General features: G+C 52.3%; 20 protein-coding genes. 14 read left to right on the top strand and 6 right to left on the bottom strand.

What is annotated here, in order from left to right; genetic code table 11:
- Positions 1 to 583 precede the first annotated feature (583 nt).
- From J3P34_RS21915 to J3P34_RS21905, 3 genes are all read left to right on the top strand, one after another.
- On the top strand, positions 584 to 2,926 hold the full coding sequence (locus J3P34_RS21915; RefSeq protein WP_210490759.1) for a T9SS type A sorting domain-containing protein: 2,343 nt from the start codon (positions 584 to 586) through the stop codon (positions 2,924 to 2,926).
- A gap of 135 nt (positions 2,927 to 3,061) precedes the next feature.
- Complete coding sequence (locus J3P34_RS21910; protein WP_210490758.1) at positions 3,062 to 4,282, top strand: CaiB/BaiF CoA transferase family protein; 1,221 nt, start codon at positions 3,062 to 3,064, stop codon at positions 4,280 to 4,282.
- 80 nt (positions 4,283 to 4,362) lie between these two features.
- Complete coding sequence (locus J3P34_RS21905; protein WP_210465531.1) at positions 4,363 to 5,043, top strand: hypothetical protein; 681 nt, start codon at positions 4,363 to 4,365, stop codon at positions 5,041 to 5,043.
- 276 nt (positions 5,044 to 5,319) lie between these two features.
- Here the strand turns inward: J3P34_RS21905 and J3P34_RS21900 are convergent, their stop codons facing one another.
- Together J3P34_RS21900 and J3P34_RS21895 are read right to left on the bottom strand one after the other, a co-directional pair.
- Positions 5,320 to 7,221, bottom strand: a complete 1,902-nt coding sequence (locus J3P34_RS21900; RefSeq protein ID WP_210490757.1) for an ABC-F family ATP-binding cassette domain-containing protein — start codon at positions 7,219 to 7,221, stop codon at positions 5,320 to 5,322.
- A 136-nt stretch (positions 7,222 to 7,357) separates the two neighbouring features.
- Positions 7,358 to 7,750 (bottom strand): SPW repeat domain-containing protein, encoded by a 393-nt coding sequence (locus J3P34_RS21895; RefSeq protein ID WP_210465529.1) that lies wholly within the window; start codon positions 7,748 to 7,750, stop codon positions 7,358 to 7,360.
- 155 nt (positions 7,751 to 7,905) lie between these two features.
- Here J3P34_RS21895 and murI point away from each other — a divergent pair, with 155 nt between their 5' ends.
- From murI to J3P34_RS21870, 5 genes are all read left to right on the top strand, one after another.
- On the top strand, positions 7,906 to 8,724 hold the full coding sequence (murI, locus tag J3P34_RS21890; RefSeq protein ID WP_210490756.1) for a glutamate racemase: 819 nt from the start codon (positions 7,906 to 7,908) through the stop codon (positions 8,722 to 8,724).
- Positions 8,725 to 8,815: 91 nt separating this feature from the next.
- Entirely contained in the window at positions 8,816 to 9,466 is a 651-nt protein-coding gene (locus tag J3P34_RS21885) for a Cj0371 family chemotaxis-regulating polar lipoprotein (protein ID WP_210490755.1), read from the top strand.
- Between the two features lie 131 nt (positions 9,467 to 9,597).
- On the top strand, positions 9,598 to 10,779 hold the full coding sequence (locus J3P34_RS21880) for a glutathionylspermidine synthase family protein (protein ID WP_210490754.1): 1,182 nt from the start codon (positions 9,598 to 9,600) through the stop codon (positions 10,777 to 10,779).
- Positions 10,780 to 10,959: 180 nt separating this feature from the next.
- A complete protein-coding gene (locus J3P34_RS21875; protein WP_210490753.1) occupies positions 10,960 to 11,442 on the top strand; it encodes a hypothetical protein in 483 nt (160 codons plus the stop codon).
- A gap of 21 nt (positions 11,443 to 11,463) precedes the next feature.
- A complete protein-coding gene (locus tag J3P34_RS21870; protein WP_210465524.1) occupies positions 11,464 to 11,994 on the top strand; it encodes a flavodoxin family protein in 531 nt (176 codons plus the stop codon).
- Here J3P34_RS21870 and J3P34_RS21865 read toward each other — a convergent pair.
- Together J3P34_RS21865 and J3P34_RS21860 are read right to left on the bottom strand one after the other, a co-directional pair.
- Positions 11,987 to 12,589 (bottom strand): DUF1801 domain-containing protein, encoded by a 603-nt coding sequence (locus J3P34_RS21865; RefSeq protein WP_210490752.1) that lies wholly within the window; start codon positions 12,587 to 12,589, stop codon positions 11,987 to 11,989. The two genes, J3P34_RS21870 and J3P34_RS21865, sit on opposite strands and share 8 nt — an antisense overlap.
- An 86-nt stretch (positions 12,590 to 12,675) precedes the next feature.
- Positions 12,676 to 13,413: a hypothetical protein gene (locus tag J3P34_RS21860; protein WP_210490751.1), complete on the bottom strand. Its 738-nt coding sequence runs from the start codon at positions 13,411 to 13,413 to the stop codon at positions 12,676 to 12,678.
- 118 nt (positions 13,414 to 13,531) lie between these two features.
- Here J3P34_RS21860 and J3P34_RS21855 point away from each other — a divergent pair, with 118 nt between their 5' ends.
- The 5 genes from J3P34_RS21855 (at position 13,532) to J3P34_RS21835 (ending at position 17,984) form a co-directional block, all read left to right on the top strand.
- Positions 13,532 to 14,170, top strand: coding sequence for a Crp/Fnr family transcriptional regulator (locus tag J3P34_RS21855; RefSeq protein WP_210490750.1), 639 nt, complete (start codon positions 13,532 to 13,534; stop codon positions 14,168 to 14,170).
- A 171-nt stretch (positions 14,171 to 14,341) separates the two neighbouring features.
- Entirely contained in the window at positions 14,342 to 15,136 is a 795-nt protein-coding gene (locus J3P34_RS21850) for a sulfite exporter TauE/SafE family protein (RefSeq protein ID WP_210490748.1), read from the top strand.
- A gap of 84 nt (positions 15,137 to 15,220) precedes the next feature.
- Positions 15,221 to 16,630 carry an MBL fold metallo-hydrolase gene (locus tag J3P34_RS21845; RefSeq protein ID WP_210490747.1) on the top strand — a complete coding sequence of 470 codons (1,410 nt, stop codon included), beginning with the start codon at positions 15,221 to 15,223 and terminating at the stop codon, positions 16,628 to 16,630.
- 367 nt (positions 16,631 to 16,997) lie between these two features.
- Positions 16,998 to 17,558, top strand: coding sequence for a YeeE/YedE family protein (locus J3P34_RS21840; protein WP_210490746.1), 561 nt, complete (start codon positions 16,998 to 17,000; stop codon positions 17,556 to 17,558).
- Between the two features lie 12 nt (positions 17,559 to 17,570).
- Positions 17,571 to 17,984, top strand: coding sequence for a DUF6691 family protein (locus J3P34_RS21835; protein ID WP_210490745.1), 414 nt, complete (start codon positions 17,571 to 17,573; stop codon positions 17,982 to 17,984).
- Positions 17,985 to 18,055: 71 nt separating this feature from the next.
- Here J3P34_RS21835 and J3P34_RS21830 read toward each other — a convergent pair whose 3' ends face one another.
- A complete protein-coding gene (locus J3P34_RS21830) occupies positions 18,056 to 18,481 on the bottom strand; it encodes a DUF6640 family protein (RefSeq protein ID WP_210490744.1) in 426 nt (141 codons plus the stop codon).
- Between the two features lie 271 nt (positions 18,482 to 18,752).
- Positions 18,753 to 19,880 carry an acyltransferase family protein gene (locus J3P34_RS21825; RefSeq protein WP_210490743.1) on the bottom strand — a complete coding sequence of 376 codons (1,128 nt, stop codon included), beginning with the start codon at positions 19,878 to 19,880 and terminating at the stop codon, positions 18,753 to 18,755.
- A gap of 866 nt (positions 19,881 to 20,746) precedes the next feature.
- On the opposite strand from J3P34_RS21825, the gene J3P34_RS21820 reads away from it, so the two are divergent.
- Positions 20,747 to 22,021: a replication-associated recombination protein A gene (locus tag J3P34_RS21820; protein ID WP_210490742.1), complete on the top strand. Its 1,275-nt coding sequence runs from the start codon at positions 20,747 to 20,749 to the stop codon at positions 22,019 to 22,021.
- The last annotated feature ends 124 nt before the right edge of the window (positions 22,022 to 22,145 follow it).

Genomic DNA, 22,145 nt, shown 5'->3' with positions numbered 1-22,145 from the left:
TGGCAGTGATGGGAGTAACCAATGAAGGCAGGGTGAAGAATATCTCCGGTGTTGGAATGAGAAGGGCAAATGCTGGATAACTCATTCATAATAAAAACAGCCTAGGTGCTCTGTTGTCTCTATTATAATTGTATTGAAATCATTCTGGGGTAGGAGGTTGTAGGTCTGCATTTGGGTGTTACATCTATTAGAAGCGTCATATATTGAATATTTAAGATTTAGGGGATTTTAGCCCAAAATCTTCTATAAATACAGTTAAGGCAGGGTGTGTGCTGTATTTTGTAAAGAAAATATTTGTGCTATAGACTGAAAGTGCAATTCTGGTGCAACCACAGTTTTTAGGTGTCGTTAAAGAAAATAGATTGTATTTAACCAAAATAGACTGAGTTTCAAACCAATAACGATTGAGGCGATGGCAAAAACTGTACTTTCCCCCTGATAACTTCTGATTAAGCCCAGTGCTATAGACAATTTATAGTTGATCTGGCTTTGCCCCTTTTTTCCTTCCCCTCCTCCCTGGCCGAGGATATTGAATACGTGTGTCTTAATCACATCCTTTTTACTATCCAATTATTCTCCTATCATGAAAAGAACTTTACTTTCATGGGCTGGTACCTTATTGTTTTTACTTTTTGGTCTAATTACCCAGGTGCAGGCCCAGTGCTCCGGATCCAAATCTGACGAATGCTTTGATTTCAATTTCAAAGGTGTTACCAAAAACACCAATGGAACGGTTACACTTTCCTTCGGGGTGAGAGTGAACTGCAACCGTGACCTTAGCCATGCCTCCTTTGAATTGCCCAGTGGCGCGAAGGCCATCTCTGCTACCGGTCCTTCCAATGGGTATGAGAACGGCACCAAAAATCCTTTCTATTCCATTAAGTTCAACACCGGTTCTGGTTACAAAAACGGCAGAACCGCTGATTTTTCTTACACCATCTCCGGGGCGGATTTCAGCCGGATGACTTCACTAAGAGCCGAGGCCAAAGCTTCTACCACTGTAGGGATGGTTTCCTTTGATCTGAAAGGTTGCACTAACAATAACGGAGGAAACAATGATGGTGGCAATGGCAACGGTGGAGGAAACGGCAACGGAAACGGCGGCAACAATGGCGGTGGAAACAACGGTGGTGGTAATGGAGGCGGCAATGGTGGCGGTAATAATGGAGGAGGTAACGGCGGCAACAACTGTAATGAGTCTCAGCCGAGACCAATAGAAGGTCCTGCCAGTCCTTGCCCAGGTGAAACCGTAGAGTACTCCATTGCAAATGAATATACTTCCTATGCATGGGATGTGCCCAGAGCGCAAGATAACACGCCTGTCAAGGGCTGGGAAATTGTAAGCGGCCAGGGTACCAATAAGGTGAAAGTGAAAGTGGGAATGAAAAACGGTACCATGAAGGTGACCGTGAACCATGCGGCCTGCGGTACTAAAGTGGCAACCCTGCCTGTGAAACCTGGCAAAGCAGTAGCAGTGTCCATTCAAGGTGATGCTAATTTCTGCCCCGGAGATGTGCTGGTCTACAAGGCATCTGCCGGTAAGGTGAATGGCAATGGTAACGGAAATGGAAACAACAAATCATATGACTTCTCCTGGTCTGTGCCAACCGGATGGACCATTGTGTCAGGCCAGAACACCAACACCCTGATTGTGAAAGCGGGGGCAGCGGCCGGCGATGTATCTGTGTCCATTGCCAGTAACCCTAAAAAGAACAAAGCAATCTGTGAGGCCGGTGATGCAACGGTGGCCGTTAAACTCAAGTCAAATTGTGGCTCCTGCGCCAAACCAGACCTTACCGTGACTTCTCCTTCTGTGGTGTGCTCTTCCGGTGAAAAAATCTATAAGATTGCGGTTGAAGATAGAGATCCGCTAGGCAAAGTAAAATACCAATTCTTCCTGCCAGAAGAATTCCAGATTGTGTCTCAGGGTTACGGCTACGTGAACATCATGGTGAACAACGCCAAGCCAGATTCAACCCTCTTTGTGACCGTGGTAGCCGTAAATGGAAATAACTGTGGCGCCGAGGCGGTCTGCAAGCCAGTGAACGTAGAAGATTGCGGCTCAACCGGTGGGTGCACCAAACCAACCGTGGCCCTGGTAGCCCCAGATTCTGTCTGCAACCTAGCCGATGAGCCAACTACCATCAGGGTAGCGCAGATGCAGAGCGGGGTAACCTACACCTTTGATGTACCGGAAGGCTTCATTGTCCTGGAAGAAGGACCTGGATACGTGACCGTGGTGGCCGTGTTTGAAGAATCGCAGTTAGGTCAGCCGTACACCTTTAGGGTAACCGCTACTAACGAATGTGCTAGCAGCGTGGCAGAAGAGTCTGTAGTGGTGAAAGACTGCGGTAACGGTAACCCGCTGCCAGTAACGCTCACCAGATTTGAAGGTGCCTCCCGTAACGGGGCGGTGGAACTGGCCTGGAGCACAGCCTCTGAGATCAACAACGACCGCTTTGAGATTGAGCGCAGCGCCAACGGCAAGGACTTCAGGAAAGTGGGCGAAGTGAAAGGTAACGGTAACTCCTCCGCGCTGGTTGACTATGCTTACACAGACCGTAGCGCAGCCTCCGGAACCATGTACTACCGCTTGAGACAAGTTGACTTTGACGGTGCCTTTGAGTTCTCCAAAGTGATTGCGGTGAGCCACAACGCCGGAGCGGCCAGTCAGGCAGCGGTGAGCGTGTTCCCTAACCCGGTAACAGACGGTAGAGTAGGTATCCGGTTCCAGGAAGTAGTGAATGGCGGCGCCATCATCAGGCTAGCCGATCTGAGCGGACGGGTGCTGCACAGTCAGCAACTTAGCAACGTGGCCTCAGACGTAGACTTGAACTTAACCGGATTGAACCTGAGGGCTGGTATCTACACCCTCTCCATCACCGCCAATGGAAGAAGCACCACCCAACGGATCGTGATCCGGTAAAAATAGAATTGGATTGATAGGATGCTAAGTAGGCAGCGATCTTTGGTCGCTGCCTACTTTTTTTATGGGCCTCAGGGGCAGGGTGGTTGCGTTTGTTCTTTTTTGCCCATTTTTGGAAAAACAGCATTAAAACGCATGGATTCAGACAAAGGGCTTTTTCAAGATCTGGTGGTAGTGGAGTTTGCGAGTGTATTGGCCGGGCCCAGCGTAGGCCAGTTCTTCGCGGAGTTGGGCGCCGAGGTGATAAAGATTGAAAGTCCCAAAACCCAGGGAGACGTGACCCGCCGCTGGAAACTGCCTTCAGAAAGTCCTTCCAGTTCCGTGTCGGCGTACTTTGCCTCCGCTAACTGGGGAAAGAAATCCGTGGTGCTGGACTTGTCCAGTGAAGAAGGGAAAGAATTGGTCTATAAGATCATTGCCCAGGCAGATGTGGCGCTGGTCAGTTTCAAACCCGGCGATGCCGAAAAGCTGCAGATGGATTATGCCACGCTGTCTCAGCTCAACTCCAGGCTACTGTATGGCCACATCACAGGGTACGGGAGCGAGGTGTCCCGGGCGGGATATGACGCCGTATTGCAGGCCGAGGCAGGTTTTATGTTCCTCAACGGTGAACCAGATGGTCCGCCCGTGAAAATGCCCGTGGCTTTGATTGACCTTTTGGCTGCCCATCAGCTAAAAGAAGGACTCTTAGCGGGGCTTTACCGAAGAGAGAAAACGGGACAAGGTCAATATATAGAGGTTTCTCTTCTCAAGGCGGCCATCTCCTCCCTGGCCAACCAAGCCACCAATTACCTGGTAGGAGGGGTAGATCCTGAGAGAATGGGCTCAGAACATCCTAACATCGTGCCCTACGGAACTGTTTATCGCACGGGAGACGGCAAAGAGGTGGTTTTGGCGGTTGGAGATGACCGGCAATTCCAGGCACTCTGCCGGGTTTTGGGCGAGCCTGAGTTGGCCCAGAATGGCCAATACCAGACCAACCGGCAGCGGGTCCTTCACCGGGATTCTCTCAACCATAAGCTTCGGGAGTTGGTCTCCAGGGTTCCGCAGAAAGAACTTCTGGAGGCTTTGGTAGCACAGCATGTTCCGGCCGGGGCGGTGCATTCCGTATCAGAGGCACTGGCTCAGCCATTGGTGCATTCTCAGTTGCTGGCAAACGGGGAAGGGAAGCCCCAAGGGGTGCGGCAGATTGCTTTTACAGGGCCAGCATCTACGCATTTTGCTATTTCTGAGCCGCCCCGCCTTGGGCAGCATACCTGGCAGGTGCTACAGGAAAAAACAGGTGTTTCTGGCTCAGAAATGCAGGAACTAGCCCAAAAGAAACTTATCTTCCCGGCTGAATCAGGAAATTTATAACCTAAAGTCCTTGCGGAAAGTACTATTAAAGATGCATTGCCTTTGCGGGCACAGCAATATGTCTTACGAAACGGTGTACCATGGAAGATAGAATTGAGACCATTTTTGAGGGATTGCGGCAGAAGTCAACAACCAAGCAAGCTATTTTCAGAAATACCCGCACCATTTTTGAGCAACTAAGAGCCTGTTCTATTGAGTTGGTGGATAATCTTAGGAAAAGAATAAACGAGGTAGATTCCAACGTGGTCATTGAATACCGCAGCATCAATGACTTTGAGTTCCATATTAAATTTTCCGGCGACCTGCTCATGTTTGTGATGCACTCCAACGTGATCACCCTGCCCGAGGACCATGAACTAATGAAGAGCCGCTACGTGGATGAAGACTTCCGCCGCCGATTCTTCGGGCACATCATGGCCTACAACTTTATGGCAGATTCCATCAAATACAACCGCCTGAACGATCCTGGCTATCTGCTGGGTCGGGTGCTCATCAACATAGAAAACCACTTCTACCTGGAAGGCGTGAAGCAGCTTGACCTCACCTACAATGACATGGCCAGAAACGTGATTACCGAGGAAACGCTTCGGCTCTTCATTGAAAGCGCCATGGTGGCCTCCGTGAACAATGACCTCATTGCCCCGGATGTAGAGGAAATCAGGAAAATCACTGTGAAGCAGAAACTGGAGGAACAGCAGGTGAGTACCCCGCAGAAAGTAGGTTTCTCCTTCAGTTACCAACGTAAACCCAATGTGTATTAGTAACAAGTAGCAAGACGAACGATAATAAAGCAGCCCGGCCCGGAGGGAATACAATCCTTCCGGGCCGGGCTGCTTTTGGCCCTATCAATTAAAGAATGATGTTTGTCTCTTGCTAAGTCAAGTTTCCCTGTTTAAAGGCCGATTTTAGAAAATTAGCCTGGAAATGGAAATGCCCAGAAAAGCCGAAGGTTTCAGTTTCAGGCTCGTTTTTTAGGAAACGAGCCTGAAACTGAAACCTTCATCGTGATACTTGATACGTGCTTCCTGATACTTATATCAAACAATCTCCGCCAGTTCCAGCCAGCGCTCGGTTTTGGTTTCTACCGCAGTGTTGATGTCTTTGATGCGTTGGGCCAGTTCTGCCAGGCGCTTATGATCGGCAGCGCCGGAGTTCATTTCTTCCGCTAAAGTGTCCTTTTCGGCTTCCAGGTTTTCAATCTCCTTTTCCAGGCGCTCATATTCCTGCTTCTCCTTAAAAGAAGCTTTCCGTTTAGGCGTGGCATCTGCTACGGGGGCAGCGGCTGGAGCTGGGGTTGAGGCTGGGGCAGTGGTTTCTTTTACAATTGGTTTCACCTCGTCCAGCTTCATGTTCTCGCGCTCCTTGGCCCACTCGCGGTAGTCTGTGTAGTTGCCGGGGAAGTCGCGGAGCTGGCCGTTTTCCTCAAACACAAACAAGTGCTCCACCAGGCGGTCCATGAAATAACGGTCGTGGGACACGATGAGCAGGGAACCCCCGAAGTTCAAGAGGAAGTCCTCCAGGATGTTCAGCGTCTGGATGTCCAGGTCGTTGGTGGGCTCATCCAGGATGAGGAAGTTCGGGTTCTTGATAAGCACGCGCAGCAACTGCAGGCGCCGCTTCTCGCCGCCGCTCAGTTTGCTCACAAAGGTGTATTGCTGGGCCGGCGGAAACTGGAAGTGCTGCAGGAACTGGCTGGCGGTGATCACCTCGCCGTTGCCGGTTTCCACTACCTCGGCTACTTCCTTCACTACGTCAATTACGCGCTGGTTCTCGTTGAAAGTTAGCTCAGATTGGGTGTAGTAACCGAAAACGGTGGTCTGTCCGGCAATGATTTCGCCGCTGTCCGGGGCCAGGCGGCCGGTGAGCATATTCAGGAAGGTGGTTTTGCCGGCGCCGTTGGGGCCCACAATGCCCACGCGGTCCTTCTTCCGGAAGATGTAGCTGAAGTCATCCAGTACCACTTTCTCCCCGAAGCTTTTGCTCAGGTGGTCAATTTCCAGGATCTGGTTTCCCTGCCGGGTGCTCTTCACAGACAGTTCCAGGGAAGTGCGCGTGTCTTTCTGCGAGGTCTTGTCTTTGAGGTCATAGAAAGCATCTACCCTTGATTTAGACTTGGTGCCCCGGGCTCGGGGCTGCTTGCGCATCCACTCCAGTTCTTTCTTCAGGAGCTGCTTGGCTTTGCCCATCTCGGCAGCGTTGGCTTCTTCTTGCTCGGCCTTTTTCTCTACGTAATAGCTGTAGTTGCCTTTGTAAGTATAGACCTGGCCACGGTCCAGTTCCGCGATCTCGTTGGCCACCTGGTCCAGGAAATAACGGTCGTGGGTCACCATCAGGAGGGTGGTCTGCTCAGTGGTCAAAAGGTTTTCAAACCACTCAATGGTTTCCAGGTCCAGGTGGTTCGTAGGCTCATCCAGGATGAGCAGGTCTGGTTCTTCAATCAGGACCCGGGCCATAGCCACGCGCTTCTTCTGTCCGCCGGATAGGTGCTCTACCTGTACGTCCAGGTTCTGGATGCCCAGTTTGCCCAGGATCTGCTTGGTGCGCACCTCGTATTCCCAGGCGTGGAGGGTTTCCATGCGCTCCATCACCTGCTGCATGCGTTTGTCAGAGGTATTAGGGTCTTCCAGGCAAGCCTCGTAGTCTCTGATGGCATCCAATACCTCGGTCTGACCCGAGAAAATGGCATCCTGCACGGTGGCGCCTGCCGGGAACTCAGGCTGTTGCCAGAGATAGCCCACTTTGATGCCTTTACGCACGCTTACGCTACCGCCGTCTGGCGGAATGGTGCCCGCCAGAATCTGGAGAAGGGTGGTTTTGCCGGCCCCGTTGGCGCCGATCAATGCAATGCGCTGCCCGCGGTTAAGGCCAAAAGTAAGGTTCTGGAAAAGCCAGCGGTCGCCGAAGCTTTTAGAGATAGAGTCTGCTGAAAGGTAATTCATGGCGCAAAGGTACGCAAACAGAAAAGCGTAAACCAGAGACAGTTCAGGGAAAAATGGAGGGCACAAAAAAGGCCGGGAAAATCCCGGCCCTTTCTGCTTTGTCTTTAACTCAATTAACTCAATCTAATCACTACCCTTAGTGGGTGTGGCCGTGGTGCATTCTAGCGTTGGTAACGGCCCCGTGGGCTGGCACTACACGAGTCATCATGGCTTGCAATAAAATCACGATACCTACAATCAGGTGTGGCAGGTATACATACTCGTCAAAATTGAAGATCCAGGGAGAGGCGGCTAAGAAAATACCAATCAGGTAGTCCATGTTCAAGTGCATGTTAGCAGACAAAGCTCTGAACACGCCTACTTCCCAGTTAGTCATGAGGTTCTGTAAAATAATCACGGCACCCACAATCACAGGCACCCAAGTCTCTGCTCCGCCACGGTCAAAATCAAGGACAAATGGAGCAGCAATTAATAATAGACCCACCAGATAATCCATGATCCCGTGGGCACGGGTTGACATTACTTTCATTTTTATTCCTCCTTTTTTAGTTTCAACTTGTATGGTCTTTTACGCCCATTGATTTAGGGTTGTTGCAGTAAAATGCATTTTAGATTTGCATTTTATAAATATGAGTGTTTTTACGGATGGTCTGTTTTTACCCCATCCCGCGTAATTTCTTACAGATGATAAAAGCTGAAAACTGGGCGCGCCCCTTAGGTGTTTTTGATAGCGGAATAGGCGGCTTAACCGTTGCTAAAGCGATTAAAGCGCATTTACCCGAGGAGCAACTGGTCTACTTCGGGGATACCGCCCACCTGCCTTACGGCGATAAATCAACGGCCGCCATCCAGGCGTACTCCGTCAAAATCTGCGACCTGCTTATAAGGCAGAATTGTAAAATAATTCTCATTGCGTGCAATTCTGCATCAGCGGCGGCCTATGAACTGGTGCGGGAATACGTTGGCAGTAAGGCCCATGTCCTGAATGTCATTGACCCTGTGGTGCAGTATGTGGGAGAAAGGTTCGCGGGCAAAACCGTGGGTCTCATAGGCACCAAACAGACCGTGAACTCCAACGTCTATAAAAAGAAGATTGATGACCTCAACGCCGGGGTACAACTCAAGTCTGTGGCCACGCCGCTGCTGGCGCCCATGATTGAGGAAGGCTTCTTCAACAACACCATCTCAGAGAGCGTGATCCAGACCTACCTGTCAGACCCGGCGCTGGCGAACATTGAGGCTTTGATTCTGGGCTGTACGCACTATCCGCTCATTAAAGAGCAGATCACTGAATTTTACCAGGGCCGGGTAGAGGTGCTGGACGCCTCAGAACTGGTGGCCAGGCACCTGGGCAAAGTGCTGGCAGAAACCGGTATCGCTTCTGAGCGGTTGCCTGGCGAGCCGCACTTCTATGTATCAGATTACACGGTTTCCTTTGAGGCCTCTACCCAGATCTTTTTTCAGCAGAAAGTACATTTGGAACATTATCCGCTGTGGGAGTAAGAAAACCGTTGAATCTGCGACTAATCCTTTGGTTTGCGTTTAAAGCTTACTTTTACAAAAACCAGCCCTAAACGGCTGCGTATCCTTAACCATGAAAAAGCGCTATTTCCTCATTGGTGATTTCTCACGCAACGTACTGTTGGTGAGTGCCGCCGCCTGCCTGGGGCTATCTTCCTGCTCAGATAACCGCTCGGCCCAGAACGAAGCCTCCACGGAGTGGAATGCCGGTGAGGCCGCCCCGCAGTACAGCCAGGGCGTGATCACCGAGATGACGGAGATCAGCCCGGACAACTGGCGCATCACCGACGAGCGCCCCGCCGGCCCCGGCCAGGTGATGGCTATTCTCAAGCATAACAACGGGCAGGTAGATACCTTAAAAGGTCTGGAGCTGGAGCGGCAGATGCAGCAATACACCCAGGCCAATCCGGTGAACGGTTCTGGCTTCGGACTGATGAACGTGTTGATGTGGAGCAGCATCGGGTACATGGCCGGCCGAATGATGAATCCTAACCCGGCGTATTATTCCAACCCGGCTACCATGCGCCGTAACGATGCCTGGCGCCAGCAAACCTACGCCGAGCGGAGCAGGGGAGCCCAGGCTTTCAGGGGAACTACCGGCGCGTATAGCCGTCCGTCTACCTCCTCCGGTACCGTGCGGTCCACCCGCCCCAGCAGCAGCCGGTCCGGCACCTTCGGGAGAAGCTCAGGAGGCTTCGGCGGAAGATCGGGTTTTGGTGGTTAATCAGCTGGCGCTGGTCTTTTCTCTTTCTTGATTTTAGTTTCGTTTCAGGGCTGTTTTTCGCAAAACGGCCTTGAATCGCCTTGTTGTAATTAACTTTTTGTATCCTTCATCCACTTAAGATATTTCCTGCTATGCCAGATACCGCGCTCCCTGTAAAACTGATGCCGCACCACGGCGATGTGACTAGAATGGTCCGCCAGATGGGGTGGGAGTGGGTAGTGGAGGAAGAATGCCAGACTTATCTGTCTGGCGAGGCAGTGGTCCTGACCCAGGCGGCCGCCGATGAGCTTCTGGAGGCCGCCTCCTCGGTTTACCAGATGATGGTGGAAGCCGTGCCCGAAGAGGTGCCCGATGATTTCTTGCGCAAGATCGGGATTCCGGAGAAACTGTGGCGGGCCGTGCGGCACTCCTGGAACGATGACCGGCATTGGCACATCTATGGCCGCTTTGACTTCGCGCAGACCCCAGAGGGTGTGAAGCTGCTGGAGTTCAACGCCGATACCGCCACCGCCATCCCCGAGACGGCAGTGGTGCAATGGGCCAGCCTGGCCGCCGCCGGCAAAAATGAAAGTCAGCAGGCCAACGGGCTGTATGAAGGTCTGGTAGAGCAGTTCCGCACCTGGCAGGGCCTGAATCCTGAGTTGGAGCCCGCCCTGCTGTTTATTTACATGCCTGATAGCAAGGAAGACTACACCAACTGCGAGGTGCTGGCGCAAGCCGCCCACGAGGCTGGTTATGATACCCACATCTGCGCCGCCCACGAGATGCAAGTCTCCACGTTAGGCGCCGAGCGCGGCATCTGGGCCCAGGTGGGCGCCGAGCAGTGGCGTAAGTTCCCGTTCCTGTTCAAACTGGTGCCCTGGGAATTGTTCCTGGAGCTGGAGCCAGGCCTCTGCTCAGACCTCATAGACCTGCAATATTCCCGCAGCGTGATGATCGCCAATCCGGCATACTCGCTCATTTTCCAAAGCAAAGGCATGCTGGCCTGGCTTTGGCAACAGTTTCCGTATCATCCGCTGTTACTGAGAACCGAGTTTACGTCCTTCTCTGGCAAAGCCGTGGAGAAACCTTTCTTCGGCCGCGAGGGTCAGAACATCCAGGTCCACGAGAACACCGATGTCTCCTCCACCACGGGTGATTATGGCTACCAACCGCACGTCTACCAGGCCTGGGCCGAACTGCCCCAGGATACCCAGGGTTACCGTTACCAGGCAGGCGTTTTCTGGGCCGGTGAAGGCAGCGCTATCGGGTTCCGCCGCGAGCGCGGTATCATTACGAACCTCTCTCAGTTCGTGGCCCACGTGGTGGAGTAAATCAAGGGTTCTTAGGACAACTTATTTCAAAAAGCAAGCATGACCGTGAGGCAATTATCTGGACTGCTACTAGTGCTGGTTTTAAGCGGGTGCGGGCATGCCGCTCAAGAGCCAAAAGAACAAACATCAGAACCACCTGTAGCATTGGTGAGTGCGGCTGCCCCGGCAAGACCAGATTCTGTGGCTGCAACTCCTGTAAAGAAAAAGGCTCTTCCCGCACAGTGGGCGCCTCAGTTTGCCGGTATGCAGTTAGACACCCTTTACCAATTGGCAGATTTTACCTCGCCCTCTTTCCTGGAAGGTGATTTCAACGGAGATAATCTGCAGGACATTGCCTTTCTGGTAAGTAATAAAAGAACCGCTGAAAAGGGGATTCTCATTCTTCATGGCCAGAAACCGAAAGAGTACTTTGTTTTTGGGGCTGGACGGGAAGTGAACGAAATGACCGATCTTAATTGGATTGAGGTTTTCAAGAAAATACCCAAAGGTGAAAGCGTCGCCCCAACCCTGGTAGATGAGGAAACAGGTGACATCATTGGGCCGGACTCTTTACATGCAGTTACCTTAAAAGGAGAAGGAATTTTTACCCACCTTCTGGAGGAATGCGGAGGCGGCATTATCTATTGGAAGAAGAACAAATATGCCTGGCTGCACCAGGAATAAAGCCACTGACCGGAAAAGGATATGAACCAGCTCCCGCTCATTCTCCTGGCCAGCGCCCGCAAGGAAAGCGACACGAGATTGTTCCTGGAGAAAGTCTTCCAGGATACGCCGCACCAGTTAGTGGACCTGCTGGATTACACCGTGGGTTACTACCGCTATGAGCATGACTATCCGGCCGAGGACGAGTTCAATCACCTCATCAACCTGATGTTGCCGCACCAGGTAATTGTGCTGGCCACCCCGGTGTATTGGTACGCCATGAGTGCGCAGCTCAAGACCTTCTTTGACCGCCTCACCGATCTGGTCACCGTACAGAAACCTTTGGGCCGCAAACTAAAAGGCAAGACCATTTTCCTGATGGCCGTAGGCGCCGATGATGCCCTCCCCGATGGTTTTGAGGTGCCGTTCAAACTCACCGCCAAGTACCTGGATATGAAGTACGGCGGCAGTCTCTACGCCTCTACCGAGGAGGTGGAAACGGACATTAACCACCTGGGGGACCAACGCGAGTTCCTGCGCGATATTGAGGAAGCCCAGAAGGAGACTAGCTGAATTTCTTCCCCTCCGTGATGCGTTCCACGGTTTTCTGGATGCGGGAGTCGCGGGTCTCAGTGCGTTTGGCTTCGTTTACCCAGCGCACGTATTCCTTGCGGTGCGTATAGGCCAATCCTTCAAATTTTTCAAGTTGCTGAGCCTCAGTTAAAGCCTGTTTCAGGTCCTCGGGGATTTCAACCACACTGCGCTCTGTTGATTTGGCGGCCGTGCCGGCTTTCAGTTGAGTGGCGGCCCGCACATAATCCACCAGTTGGTCTTCGTTTACCTGGGCGTCAGGGGTAAACCTGATGGTGCGCATGGCCTTGGCATCCTCGCTGCTGGAGAACAACCCATGCGGATCTGGCAGTAAAGCCCCCTGGAAGAACGAAAGGTTCACATGCTGTTTATGCGCGCTCACGGCACACACCATTCCCGGGCCGGATTTCTCGTACACCGGCGTATTCCATTTCCAGGTTGGAACCAAGGCCGGATCTGCGGTGGCAATGGCATTCCTTATTTTTTCAAAGATGGGTTGGGCAAACGCCGGAACCGTAACGAAGAAGGTTTCTATTTTCTGCTCAATCTGTTCCGGGGTCATTTTGGAAGTGGCCATGTGGTTGCGGGTGAAGGGTGTTTGTTTCTAGGAGTATTAATCTGATTTGTTTTAAGCTGATTTCTGAAAAGCAGGGCAAAAATGCCTTACCAGCGGGCTGCCTTGAAGCCGGCCACGGTAAACAGGTCAGCGGGTAAGGTTTTGGGGAATTTCATGTTGTAGTAGACCTCGTGCATGGTGGTTTTGCCGTTGAGCGAGAAGGTGAGGTCGGTGGCTACCCAGTTGCCTTTCACGCTTTGGTAGCCTTTCAGGTCCACCACGTTGCGGCGGTCGCCGGTTTGCCGCACGGTCTGCAGTACCCAAAGCTTTTCCTGGTCAATGATGAAATGGCTGGCTTTCTCGTCCAGGGAGCTGACGCCCACCACGTACACTTTGCGGCCCTGCCAGGCAGTGGAAAAAGCCTTGGAAAGATCTATACCGGCCTCCTGTAATTGCGCCGCGCTGCGTTCCACCGGCTGGTGGTACACATCAAAGCCCAGCACCAGAACCTCGTGCACCCGCCGGGCGCGGGTCTGCAGGGCGTTGTCCTTGAACACAAACTGGCTGTCTTGGGCGTAGATAGCGCCATTGCCTTTCTCAAAATCCTCGAACTTGATCACCAGCCTTCCCGGTAATGCCAGAGCCTCGTGCCAAACCTGCTCAGAAGAATCCTGAGTGCTTTTGTAGATAATGGCTTTCTGGTCGAAGGTGAAATAGGGGTTGAACTTGCCCTGGTACTTGCTATGCATCTTTCTAAGAACCTCCTGGCCGGTGAGCGCCGGCGCGCTGGGCGCGAAGAGGCCGGCAAAAGAAAGAAGGAAAGGCAGAAGCAAGTGCAACAGCATGGATCGTGGGCTTTAGTGGAACCCGAAAATAGAAAGATTATTCGGTTTCCGGAAAAGCGGTTCAGGGCCTGTTTCCGGGAAAATGTATCTAAGGCGGGGTGGGCTTCGTTCGTAGACCATGGATAACTTAGAAACCCTGATCCAGCAGCATTTCGCCAACCTGGAACCTGACCTGCGGGCAGAACTCCTGCAAGAAGCTACCGTGAAAGATCTGCCGGAAGGGGAGATGGTCATCAGGACGGGGCAGTACCTGAAATCATCGGTTTTGCTTTTGGAGGGGCTGCTAAAGGTTTCTCGCCAGGACGAGGAAGACCACGAGTTCCTGATGTATTTCTTGGAGCCGGGCCAGGCCTGTGCGCTTTCCATGCTGTGCGCCGCCCGGCAGGAGCAAAGCGAAATCTCAGCCCAGGCGGTCTCCGCGGCCAGGGTGCTGCTGGTGCCCATGCACGTGGCCGAGCGCTGGCTCACCAAGTACCCCAGCTGGCATATGTTTGTGATAGGCACCTACCGCGAGCGCTTTGAGGAACTGCTCCAGACCCTGGATGCCGTGGCCTTCAGAAGCCTGGACGAGCGGCTGCTGTTCTACCTGAGAAAAAACCAGCAGGTGAAAGGAAACCAACTCAGGATATCGCACCAACAGATTGCGGGGGAACTGAACAGCTCCCGCGAGGTCATTTCGCGGCTGCTGAAGAAGTTGGAACAGCGGGGCGTACTCACCCTGCACCGCAATTTCATAGAGTTGCATCAGACAGGTTAGCCTGAACCCATTTCCCTCACCTTAAATACCCCGCCGCCTCTTTTAACCTCTAAAATTCCTTCTGGTGTTTAGGGGATATTTTCCAAAAATCGGCTCTAAAACGGTTCTGTGACTTTTGTCACTGTGATGGCTCAAAGTATCTTCTACCTTTGCTCCCGCAAATATAGAGGCATGGAAATACTTGGGTACATTTCGGCGGTATTGATTGGGCTCTCCCTGGGGCTGACCGGGAGCGGGGGTTCTATCTTAACGGTGCCTATTCTGGTGTACCTCATCGGGCTGAACCCTGTCATGGCCACTTCTTACTCCTTGTTTGTGGTAGGCGCTACCAGCAGCGTAGGCGGCATCAGGTTTTATCGGCAGGGGCTGGTGCACCTGAAATCCCTGCTCACCTTTGGCTTACCCTCGCTTCTGACTATCTACCTGACGCGCCTGTACCTGGTGCCCGCGCTGCCAGACCAACTGTTGCAGGTAGGTAACCACGTAGTGACCAAAGGCGTGTTTGTGATGGTGCTGTTTGCGCTGCTCATGATACTGGCCGCGTACCGTATGATCCGGCACAAAGAAAACATCTGCCAGGATTCATATGGGGAAGAACGCGGTCAATACCCCAAGATTTTGACGCAGGCTGTGCTGGTGGGGCTGGTCTCGGGATTGGTGGGCGCAGGCGGCGGCTTCCTGATTATCCCAGCGCTGGTGCTGTTGCTGCGCCTGGACATGAAAACTGCCGTGGGCACCTCGCTGGTGCTCATCGCGGGGAACTCGCTCGTGGGCTTTCTGGGCGATATGTTTCACTACGCCATTGACTGGGTTTTCCTGCTCACGTTTTCGGCTTTGTCGGTGGTGGGCATCTATCTGGGCTCCGCCTTCGCGCATAAAGTCAACAGCCGGTCCCTGAAGAAAGGCTTCGGGTGGTTTGTGCTGGCCATGGGAGTATTAATATTGGGCAAAGAGATTTTCCTTTGATAGCCGTTGGTGACTAAAGTCACTGACCCGGGTCTGTTTTGGACCTAATTTTGTGAAAAGAAGTAAAAACAAGTTCATCTTGATATGAAAGTAGAACAGATTTATACAGGTTGCCTGGCGCAGGGAGCATATTATATTGAAAGCAACGGCGAGGCCGCCATTATTGACCCGCTGCGCGAGATTAAACCTTACCTGCTCAAAGCCGAGAAGGACGGAGCCCGGATCAGGTACGTGCTGGAAACCCATTTCCACGCCGATTTCGTCTCGGGGCACGTGGACCTGGCGCAGGCTACCGGGGCCAAAATTGTGTACGGAGCCGCTGCACAACCCACCTTTGAAGCCTACCTGGCCAAGGATGGCGAGGAACTGACCGTAGGCAAAGTCACTATCAAAGTACTGCACACGCCCGGCCATACGCTGGAGTCTGTTACTTACCTGCTCCGCGATGAAGCCGGAAAAGACTACGCCCTGTTCACCGGCGATACCCTGTTCATTGGCGATGTGGGCCGCCCGGACCTGGCCGCCAAATCAGATCTGAGCCAGGAAGAACTGGCCGGTATCCTGTTCCATTCCCTCCGCACCAAGATTATGCCTTTGGCGGATGACATTCTGGTGTACCCGGCCCACGGTGCCGGATCGGCCTGCGGCAAGAACATGAGCAAGGAGACCTTTGACACCCTGGGCAACCAGAAGAAAACGAACTACGCCCTGCGGCCGGATATGACCGAAGCGGAATTCATCAAAGAAGTCACCGATGGCCTGCTGGCGCCGCCCAGCTATTTCCCGTTGAACGTGCAGCTGAACAAGCAGGGCTACGCCAACATTGAAACCGTCCTTAACCAAGGCCTGCAGCCGCTTTCCCCGGAAGCGTTTGAAGCCGTGGTGAACGAGACCGGCGCCCTTGTGCTGGATACCCGCAAAGCCGCTGACTTTTCTCTTGGGCACATCCCCAACGCCATCAACATCGGGCTGGACGGCAGTTTCGCGCCTTGGGTTGGCGAGCTCATCCCTGATATCCAGCAGCCTATTGTGTTTCTCTCAGATGCCGGTCGTGAGGAAGAAGTAGTGACTCGCCTGGCCCGCGTAGGCTATGACAACACGTTGGGTTACCTGCAAGGGGGGATGTCAGCCTGGCAAGCCTCCGGAAAAGAAACGGAGACTCTGCCGTCTATCTCTGCAGCAGAGTTTGCCCAATGCCTTAAAGCCGGTGAAGCTGTGGTCATTGACGTGCGCAAACCCAGCGAGTACAGCGCCGAGCACGTGGAGGGCGCCCGCAATATTCCGTTAAGCTCCCTAAACGAGCATTTGTCTCAAATCCCCAAAGAGGAAACCGTATACGTGCACTGCGCAGGAGGTTACCGCTCCATGGTAGCCGCTTCCATTCTCAAAGCCCGCGGCTTCCACAACCTGGTAGACGTAGCCGGCGGTTTCAAAGCCATCGCCGAGACAGACGTTTCCAAAACTGCCTTCGTGTGTCCTTCTACTTTGGGGTAAGGAAAGAAGCAGCCTATTAGGTAAAGTGTCTGAATGTCCCCCTTAGAAGGCCCGGGATGACTACTGTTGCAGATCACACGCATTCACGAAGTGTAGGTGCAATCCCTTGTGGTTGCCCTTGCATGAGGAGCGCAAATGCAATATTGTAAAAGCTAATGGTGCTTGACGCGGCCTTGTCGTCCCGGGCCTTCAATGGGGGACGGAATGCGTATGACTTGTCGTGTGTGATCGGCAGCCATCCAAACTACAAGCGTAAGGGCAACCACAAGGGATTGCCCCTACATTTACCTGCAGGAGTAGTTATCGCCTATCCGGATTGTGACGCTTTGCTGGCGTTTTTACAAAATCGATCTAAAAACATAATTCAATGATAGAGTTTATTTCGCAGCCATGGCCTTGGTATGTGTCTGGGATGGTGATTGCCATGATCATGGTGCTGCTGCTGTTCTTCGGGAAGTCGTTTGGGTTCTCATCTAATTTCAGGGTGCTGTGTGCAGCGTGCGGGGCCGGCAGGCACGTGCCCTTTTTCCGGTTTAACTGGAAAGACCAAGTCTGGAACCTGCTGTTTCTGGTAGGCGCCGTGTTGGGCGGATGGCTCTCGCAGGAGTTTCTCCAGAATGGGGAAGCCGTACAGGTCTCGCAAGCCACTATCCAGGACCTGAAAGCACTGGGTTTCTCGGCCCCAAAGGGATTGCAGCCGCAGGAATTATTTAGCCTGGAAGTTCTAGGGAGTGTGAAGGGTTTCCTTATTCTGCTGGGGGGCGGACTGCTCATCGGGTTTGGGACACGCTATGCCGGGGGCTGTACCTCGGGGCACGCCATCAGCGGACTTTCCAATTTGCAGTGGCCTTCTTTGGTGGCGGTCATTGGGTTTTTCATTGGCGGTTTGGTGACCACGCACCTGCTGCTGCCACTACTGTTTTCCTAAGCCTAAGAAAAAATGAAAGGGTTGAAATTTATTATTACCGGCCTGCTGTTCGGGATTGTCATGAGCAAGTCTGAGGCTGTTTCCTGGTACCGCATCCAAGAGATGTTCCGGTTTCAGGCTTTCCACATGTTCGGCATCATGGGTACCGCGGTCACACTGGGCGTACTGGCAGTGTTCCTGATCAAGCGGTTCCAACTCCGCGATGTGCAGGGCGAGCGGATCACGTTCCAGCCGAAGGAAAAAGGCATCGTCCGTTACCTGGTGGGCGGCACTATCTTTGGGTTAGGCTGGGCCCTGGTGGGTTCCTGCCCGGGGCCGCTGTTCGTGAACCTGGGTCAGGGGTATTGGCCCATTCTTGTTGCCATTGCGGGCGGGGTGCTGGGGACATATTTCTATGGCGTTCTCCGGGATCGGTTGCCGCATTAAAATAAACACGCTCGTTTTATACCCTATTTCCCTAAAACAGCTTCAAAACAGATGGCTTGCGTTGGAAGGGTTTATTTAGCTTCTCCTTTAGCAAGAAGATATCCGGCGCCTAGAGCTGCCAGCATCACCAGGGAGAACGGTCCCTCGTTCAGTTTGATTTCTCCTACCATCGGGATTTTCTCCGGGAACTCCGCGTCCAGGCCTTTAGCACCCGGAAAGGTAAAGCTGCCGGCCTGCGCCAGGTAAAATACAGCCGGTAGAAAAGCCCCTATTTTCAGATTATTGGCTGGGTCGCCGTCCTTTTTATTCAGCAGATAAAGGCTACTGGCGCCCAGAAAAGTCCCCGATAGAATGGTCATGGCATCGTGGAACTTGGCGTGTGGGGTCCACCGGGGGTTGAAAAGGTGGGTTTTGTTCCAGTCCATCAGGAAGCCGCCAACGGTGGTGAAGGCCGCCACTGATTGAAGGATGGTGCGTCCGGCTACAGCAGTTTTCATCTTTGTCTGGTTTTGGTGGCAGGAACCTTGCTGTAGGAGATACGCAGGCCCGGCCTGGTAGTTCAAGGCAATGTTCCAAAGAGGGTTCGGGGCCTGTACCTCATACTCTGGAGAATGCCGAGGCAAGCGCCTAAACGTTCCCGGCGCACAAAGCCAACGGTAGCTTGCACAACAAGCCTTCTTACAATCTACCTAAAAGGGATTATGGAGAATAGCCACTTTCCTGAAGGTAAACTTCAAGGGATGTTTGTGGCAGCTTTCCGCCGATAGCTTATCTTGAGAGTACGGGCTCCTTTGCTGCTTCCTCTTTTTTGCTTCCCTTAGTGACCAGGCTGTAGAGCTGATTACCTATTTTAATGAATCTCAGCTCGACCACGCGGTAGCAGACGTAGCTCAGTGCAAAGAACATCAAAAACGATAGGGCGGACCCAACGAAGAGATAAGACTTGCTGCCAGATGGGGAGAAAAAATGGATGAACGCCTTCAGGAAAGGTTGGTGAAAGAGGTATATGCTGTAGGAGCAAAGTCCTATAAGGTTCACTACCTTCCCTATTTTTTCCCAGAAAGGACGCACCTTAAAATTGGTATGTAGACACCAGTCAATTAAATAGACAAAGTAAAGAGAGTAAAAGATCTTGCTGAACGCGTCAAACACAACGGTCAACCTTAAGGGTAATAAAACCAATAGAGCAACTGCAAACCAGATCGGATGAGCGGTGTACAACCTTTCTCCTTGTGAATAGCGCTCAGCTAGGTAGGCTCCCAGCACCCATACGATCCACTGCGAAAACACTAACTTGTGGTACACATAAGATTTGTTCCACCCTAAAGCAGATCCAAGGGCCAAGAGGGTTATCGAGACGACCGCAACCGCCAGAACCGACTTGTTGAGGCCAAGCTTTTGGCGCAGAACTAAATAGAGAGGATAGAGAAGGTAGAGTTGCATCTCCAGCGCCAATGACCAGAACGACGGGTTGATGGAATAGACACTTGACTCTATCAGGGTGTGGAATAGCCCCAAGTGGCTGAAGAGGTCCAAGGGGCCGTTGTGACCGACTGTGATTGCGAAAAGAACCAGCGCCAGTAGATAGGCCGGGTAGATGCGCCAGACCCGCTTGTTGTAAAACCTGAGGTACTCTATCCTTTGACCAGCCTTAAGGTATCCCAGGTGAATGAGGAAGCCTGAAAGGATCAAAAACAACTGCACGCCAAGGAACCCCATCCCAACCGGAGTCAGGTTTAGAAGTATCTGGCCAAGGGTGTACTCATCACTGAGCAGGAAGGATCCATAATGCTTAATTTCAAACCCTTCGAAAATAACCAGTAGGGAGTGATACCCGAATACGAGCAGGATCGCAATCCCTCTCAAAAAGTCTAATTTATCTATGTTCCCCTTCATATTTATACATGGTCTCTATGGACATGGTCAATCCCCGGCACTCGGCTAAGGCACGGCTAGTTGCTGCCAGACGGCCAGGAAAGCGTATTCAATTCCAGAACCGCCTCAACTTCTCTTGACTTAAGAGATATTGGAGTAGATTAAGGTAAAAATTACTTTATAAATTTATATTATTCTTTATAAAAATCTAGTCTTAGGCAGAAAAATAAATTTATTGGTACTCCTTATAGATCTTTCAGCTGTGGAGGGGGACTTTGTTATAATTTCCTAATAGCAAGGATATTTGAATTGCGTTGCAGAAAAGAGAGGGAAGAACCTCTTCTGCACTCGTGTTAGGGCTGATTTCGTCAGGTTCTTTAATGTAGAGTAGCTTCCGGAGCATGATACACCTCCTGTTTCATCCTGATTACTTCTTGGCTACCCAAGAGTATTTTCTCTGGTCCATCTTACAATATTCCATAATCAGGATTCTTTTGATAATTTGTCAGAAATCTAAGGTTCAACGGTTTATCAATCCAATACAGCCGTTAAGAGGTAATTCTCGGCCCCTTAGGTAGCATTGTCGCTGTACTTGATCACCACGAATAGGTATGTAGTGCAGTTCATAAGACCAGATACTTCCACCTATTGGCCAGCTCCGCAATAGATAGCCAAATTGCTGGTTCACATCTTTTGCCTTTCCCGAAGGTAGCGGCAATTGTGTAGGTGGTCGCATTCATGGGAGCCGCTTTCCAATAGGCAACCAACGTGCAATGCGCTTTTGAGCTGGTTTCTGAAAAACAGCCGGGGAACAGTGGCAGAAAGAAAGTAAATTGCCATTCGGTTTCCTGCGTATACAGCCAGGCCTAAAACCCAAACTGCTTTCCATGTTCCAAACCACCAAAGCCCCCCTGCCGGAGCGCATGCGCCCGCTCAACCTGGACCAATACGCCGGTCAGAAACACCTGGTAGGACCCAAAGGTGTGCTGCGCCGCTACATTGAGGCCGGTATGGTGCCATCCATGATTTTCTGGGGACCTCCGGGCGTAGGCAAAACCACCCTGGCCGGGATCATTGCCGGACAACTGAAAGTGCCGTTTGTGGCCATGAGCGCCATCAATGCGGGTGTGAAAGACATCAGGGACGTGATTGACCAGGCCCGAAGACGGCAAGGCACGGTTCTGTTCATTGACGAGATCCACCGGTTCAACAAATCACAGCAGGATGCCTTGCTGGGCGCCGTGGAAAAGGGTACGGTAACTTTAATTGGCGCCACCACGGAGAACCCATCGTTTGAGGTGATTCCCGCCTTGCTTTCCCGGTGTCAGGTGTACATTCTGAAGTCCTTGGAGAAGGATGAACTGGTGGATCTGGTGCAGAAAGCCCTTACTGAGGACGAAATCCTGAAGAAGCAGAACATAGAAGTGCAGGAATACGAGGCGCTGCTCACTATCTCGGGCGGCGATGCCCGCAAGCTGCTCAACCTGCTGGAGATTGTGATTGACGGCAGCGGGCAGTTGGAGAAACTGGAGATCACCAACGAGCTGGTAAAGCAGATTGCCCAGCAGAACCTGGCCTTGTATGACAAAGGCGGCGAGGCGCACTATGATATCATTTCGGCGTTCATCAAATCCATGCGCGGCTCTGATCCCAATGCCACGGTGTACTGGCTCGCGCGCATGATTGAAGGCGGTGAGGACCCCAAGTTTATTGCCCGGCGCATGCTCATTATGGCCAGCGAAGACATCGGGAACGCCAACCCCACGGCCATGATCATGGCCAACGAGTGTTTCCAGGCGGTGAACGTGATCGGCTACCCCGAGTGCGACATTATTCTGTCACAGTGCGCCATTTACCTGGCCACTTCGCCTAAGAGCAACGCTGCCTACAAAGCCATCAGGAGTGCGCGGGCCATGGTGCGGGAGCAGGGGAGTCCGCCGGTGCCGCTGCATCTGCGCAACGCGCCCACCAAACTCATGAAAGAGATAGGCTACGGAGACGAGTACAAATACGCCCATGACTACGAAGGCAACTTCGTGCCCCAGGATTTCCTGCCGGCCGACCTCAAAGGCACCATTTTCTTCAACCCCGGCAACAATGCCCGCGAGAACGAAATGCGCAAAAACCTGCGCAACCAGTGGGGCGAGTGGTATAGATATTAGTAAAGGCAATCTCTGGTGGTTGCCCTTTGCTGCAAAACCGGAAAGGGCAACCACCAGAGATTGCCCCTACATTGGCGTTCTTAAACAGAAGCGGGCAACCCTGAGGGGTGCCCGCTTCTGTTTT

Source organism: Rufibacter aurantiacus (assembly GCF_017916345.1).
GTDB lineage: Bacteria > Bacteroidota > Bacteroidia > Cytophagales > Hymenobacteraceae > Nibribacter > Nibribacter roseolus.
This window is presented reverse-complemented; position numbering and strand designations above follow the sequence as displayed.

Excerpts from the sequence above, each read along its gene's own strand:
- J3P34_RS21895 (WP_210465529.1), bottom strand. The coding sequence starts at position 7,750 with ATGAAAGTAATGTCAACCCGTGCCCACGGGATCATGGATTATCTGGTG.
- J3P34_RS21825 (WP_210490743.1), bottom strand. The coding sequence starts at position 19,880 with ATGAAGGGGAACATAGATAAATTAGACTTTTTGAGAGGGATTGCGATC.
- murI (WP_210490756.1), top strand. The coding sequence starts at position 7,906 with ATGATAAAAGCTGAAAACTGGGCGCGCCCCTTAGGTGTTTTTGATAGC.
- J3P34_RS21870 (WP_210465524.1), top strand. The coding sequence starts at position 11,464 with ATGAACCAGCTCCCGCTCATTCTCCTGGCCAGCGCCCGCAAGGAAAGC.
- J3P34_RS21835 (WP_210490745.1), top strand. The coding sequence starts at position 17,571 with ATGAAAGGGTTGAAATTTATTATTACCGGCCTGCTGTTCGGGATTGTC.
- J3P34_RS21915 (WP_210490759.1), top strand. The coding sequence starts at position 584 with ATGAAAAGAACTTTACTTTCATGGGCTGGTACCTTATTGTTTTTACTT.
- J3P34_RS21830 (WP_210490744.1), bottom strand. The coding sequence starts at position 18,481 with ATGAAAACTGCTGTAGCCGGACGCACCATCCTTCAATCAGTGGCGGCC.
- J3P34_RS21855 (WP_210490750.1), top strand. The coding sequence starts at position 13,532 with ATGGATAACTTAGAAACCCTGATCCAGCAGCATTTCGCCAACCTGGAA.
- J3P34_RS21905 (WP_210465531.1), top strand. The coding sequence starts at position 4,363 with ATGGAAGATAGAATTGAGACCATTTTTGAGGGATTGCGGCAGAAGTCA.
- J3P34_RS21850 (WP_210490748.1), top strand. The coding sequence starts at position 14,342 with ATGGAAATACTTGGGTACATTTCGGCGGTATTGATTGGGCTCTCCCTG.
- J3P34_RS21840 (WP_210490746.1), top strand. The coding sequence starts at position 16,998 with ATGATAGAGTTTATTTCGCAGCCATGGCCTTGGTATGTGTCTGGGATG.
- J3P34_RS21880 (WP_210490754.1), top strand. The coding sequence starts at position 9,598 with ATGCCAGATACCGCGCTCCCTGTAAAACTGATGCCGCACCACGGCGAT.
- J3P34_RS21845 (WP_210490747.1), top strand. The coding sequence starts at position 15,221 with ATGAAAGTAGAACAGATTTATACAGGTTGCCTGGCGCAGGGAGCATAT.
- J3P34_RS21820 (WP_210490742.1), top strand. The coding sequence starts at position 20,747 with ATGTTCCAAACCACCAAAGCCCCCCTGCCGGAGCGCATGCGCCCGCTC.
- J3P34_RS21885 (WP_210490755.1), top strand. The coding sequence starts at position 8,816 with ATGAAAAAGCGCTATTTCCTCATTGGTGATTTCTCACGCAACGTACTG.
- J3P34_RS21910 (WP_210490758.1), top strand. The coding sequence starts at position 3,062 with ATGGATTCAGACAAAGGGCTTTTTCAAGATCTGGTGGTAGTGGAGTTT.
- J3P34_RS21865 (WP_210490752.1), bottom strand. The coding sequence starts at position 12,589 with ATGGCCACTTCCAAAATGACCCCGGAACAGATTGAGCAGAAAATAGAA.
- J3P34_RS21900 (WP_210490757.1), bottom strand. The coding sequence starts at position 7,221 with ATGAATTACCTTTCAGCAGACTCTATCTCTAAAAGCTTCGGCGACCGC.
- J3P34_RS21860 (WP_210490751.1), bottom strand. The coding sequence starts at position 13,413 with ATGCTGTTGCACTTGCTTCTGCCTTTCCTTCTTTCTTTTGCCGGCCTC.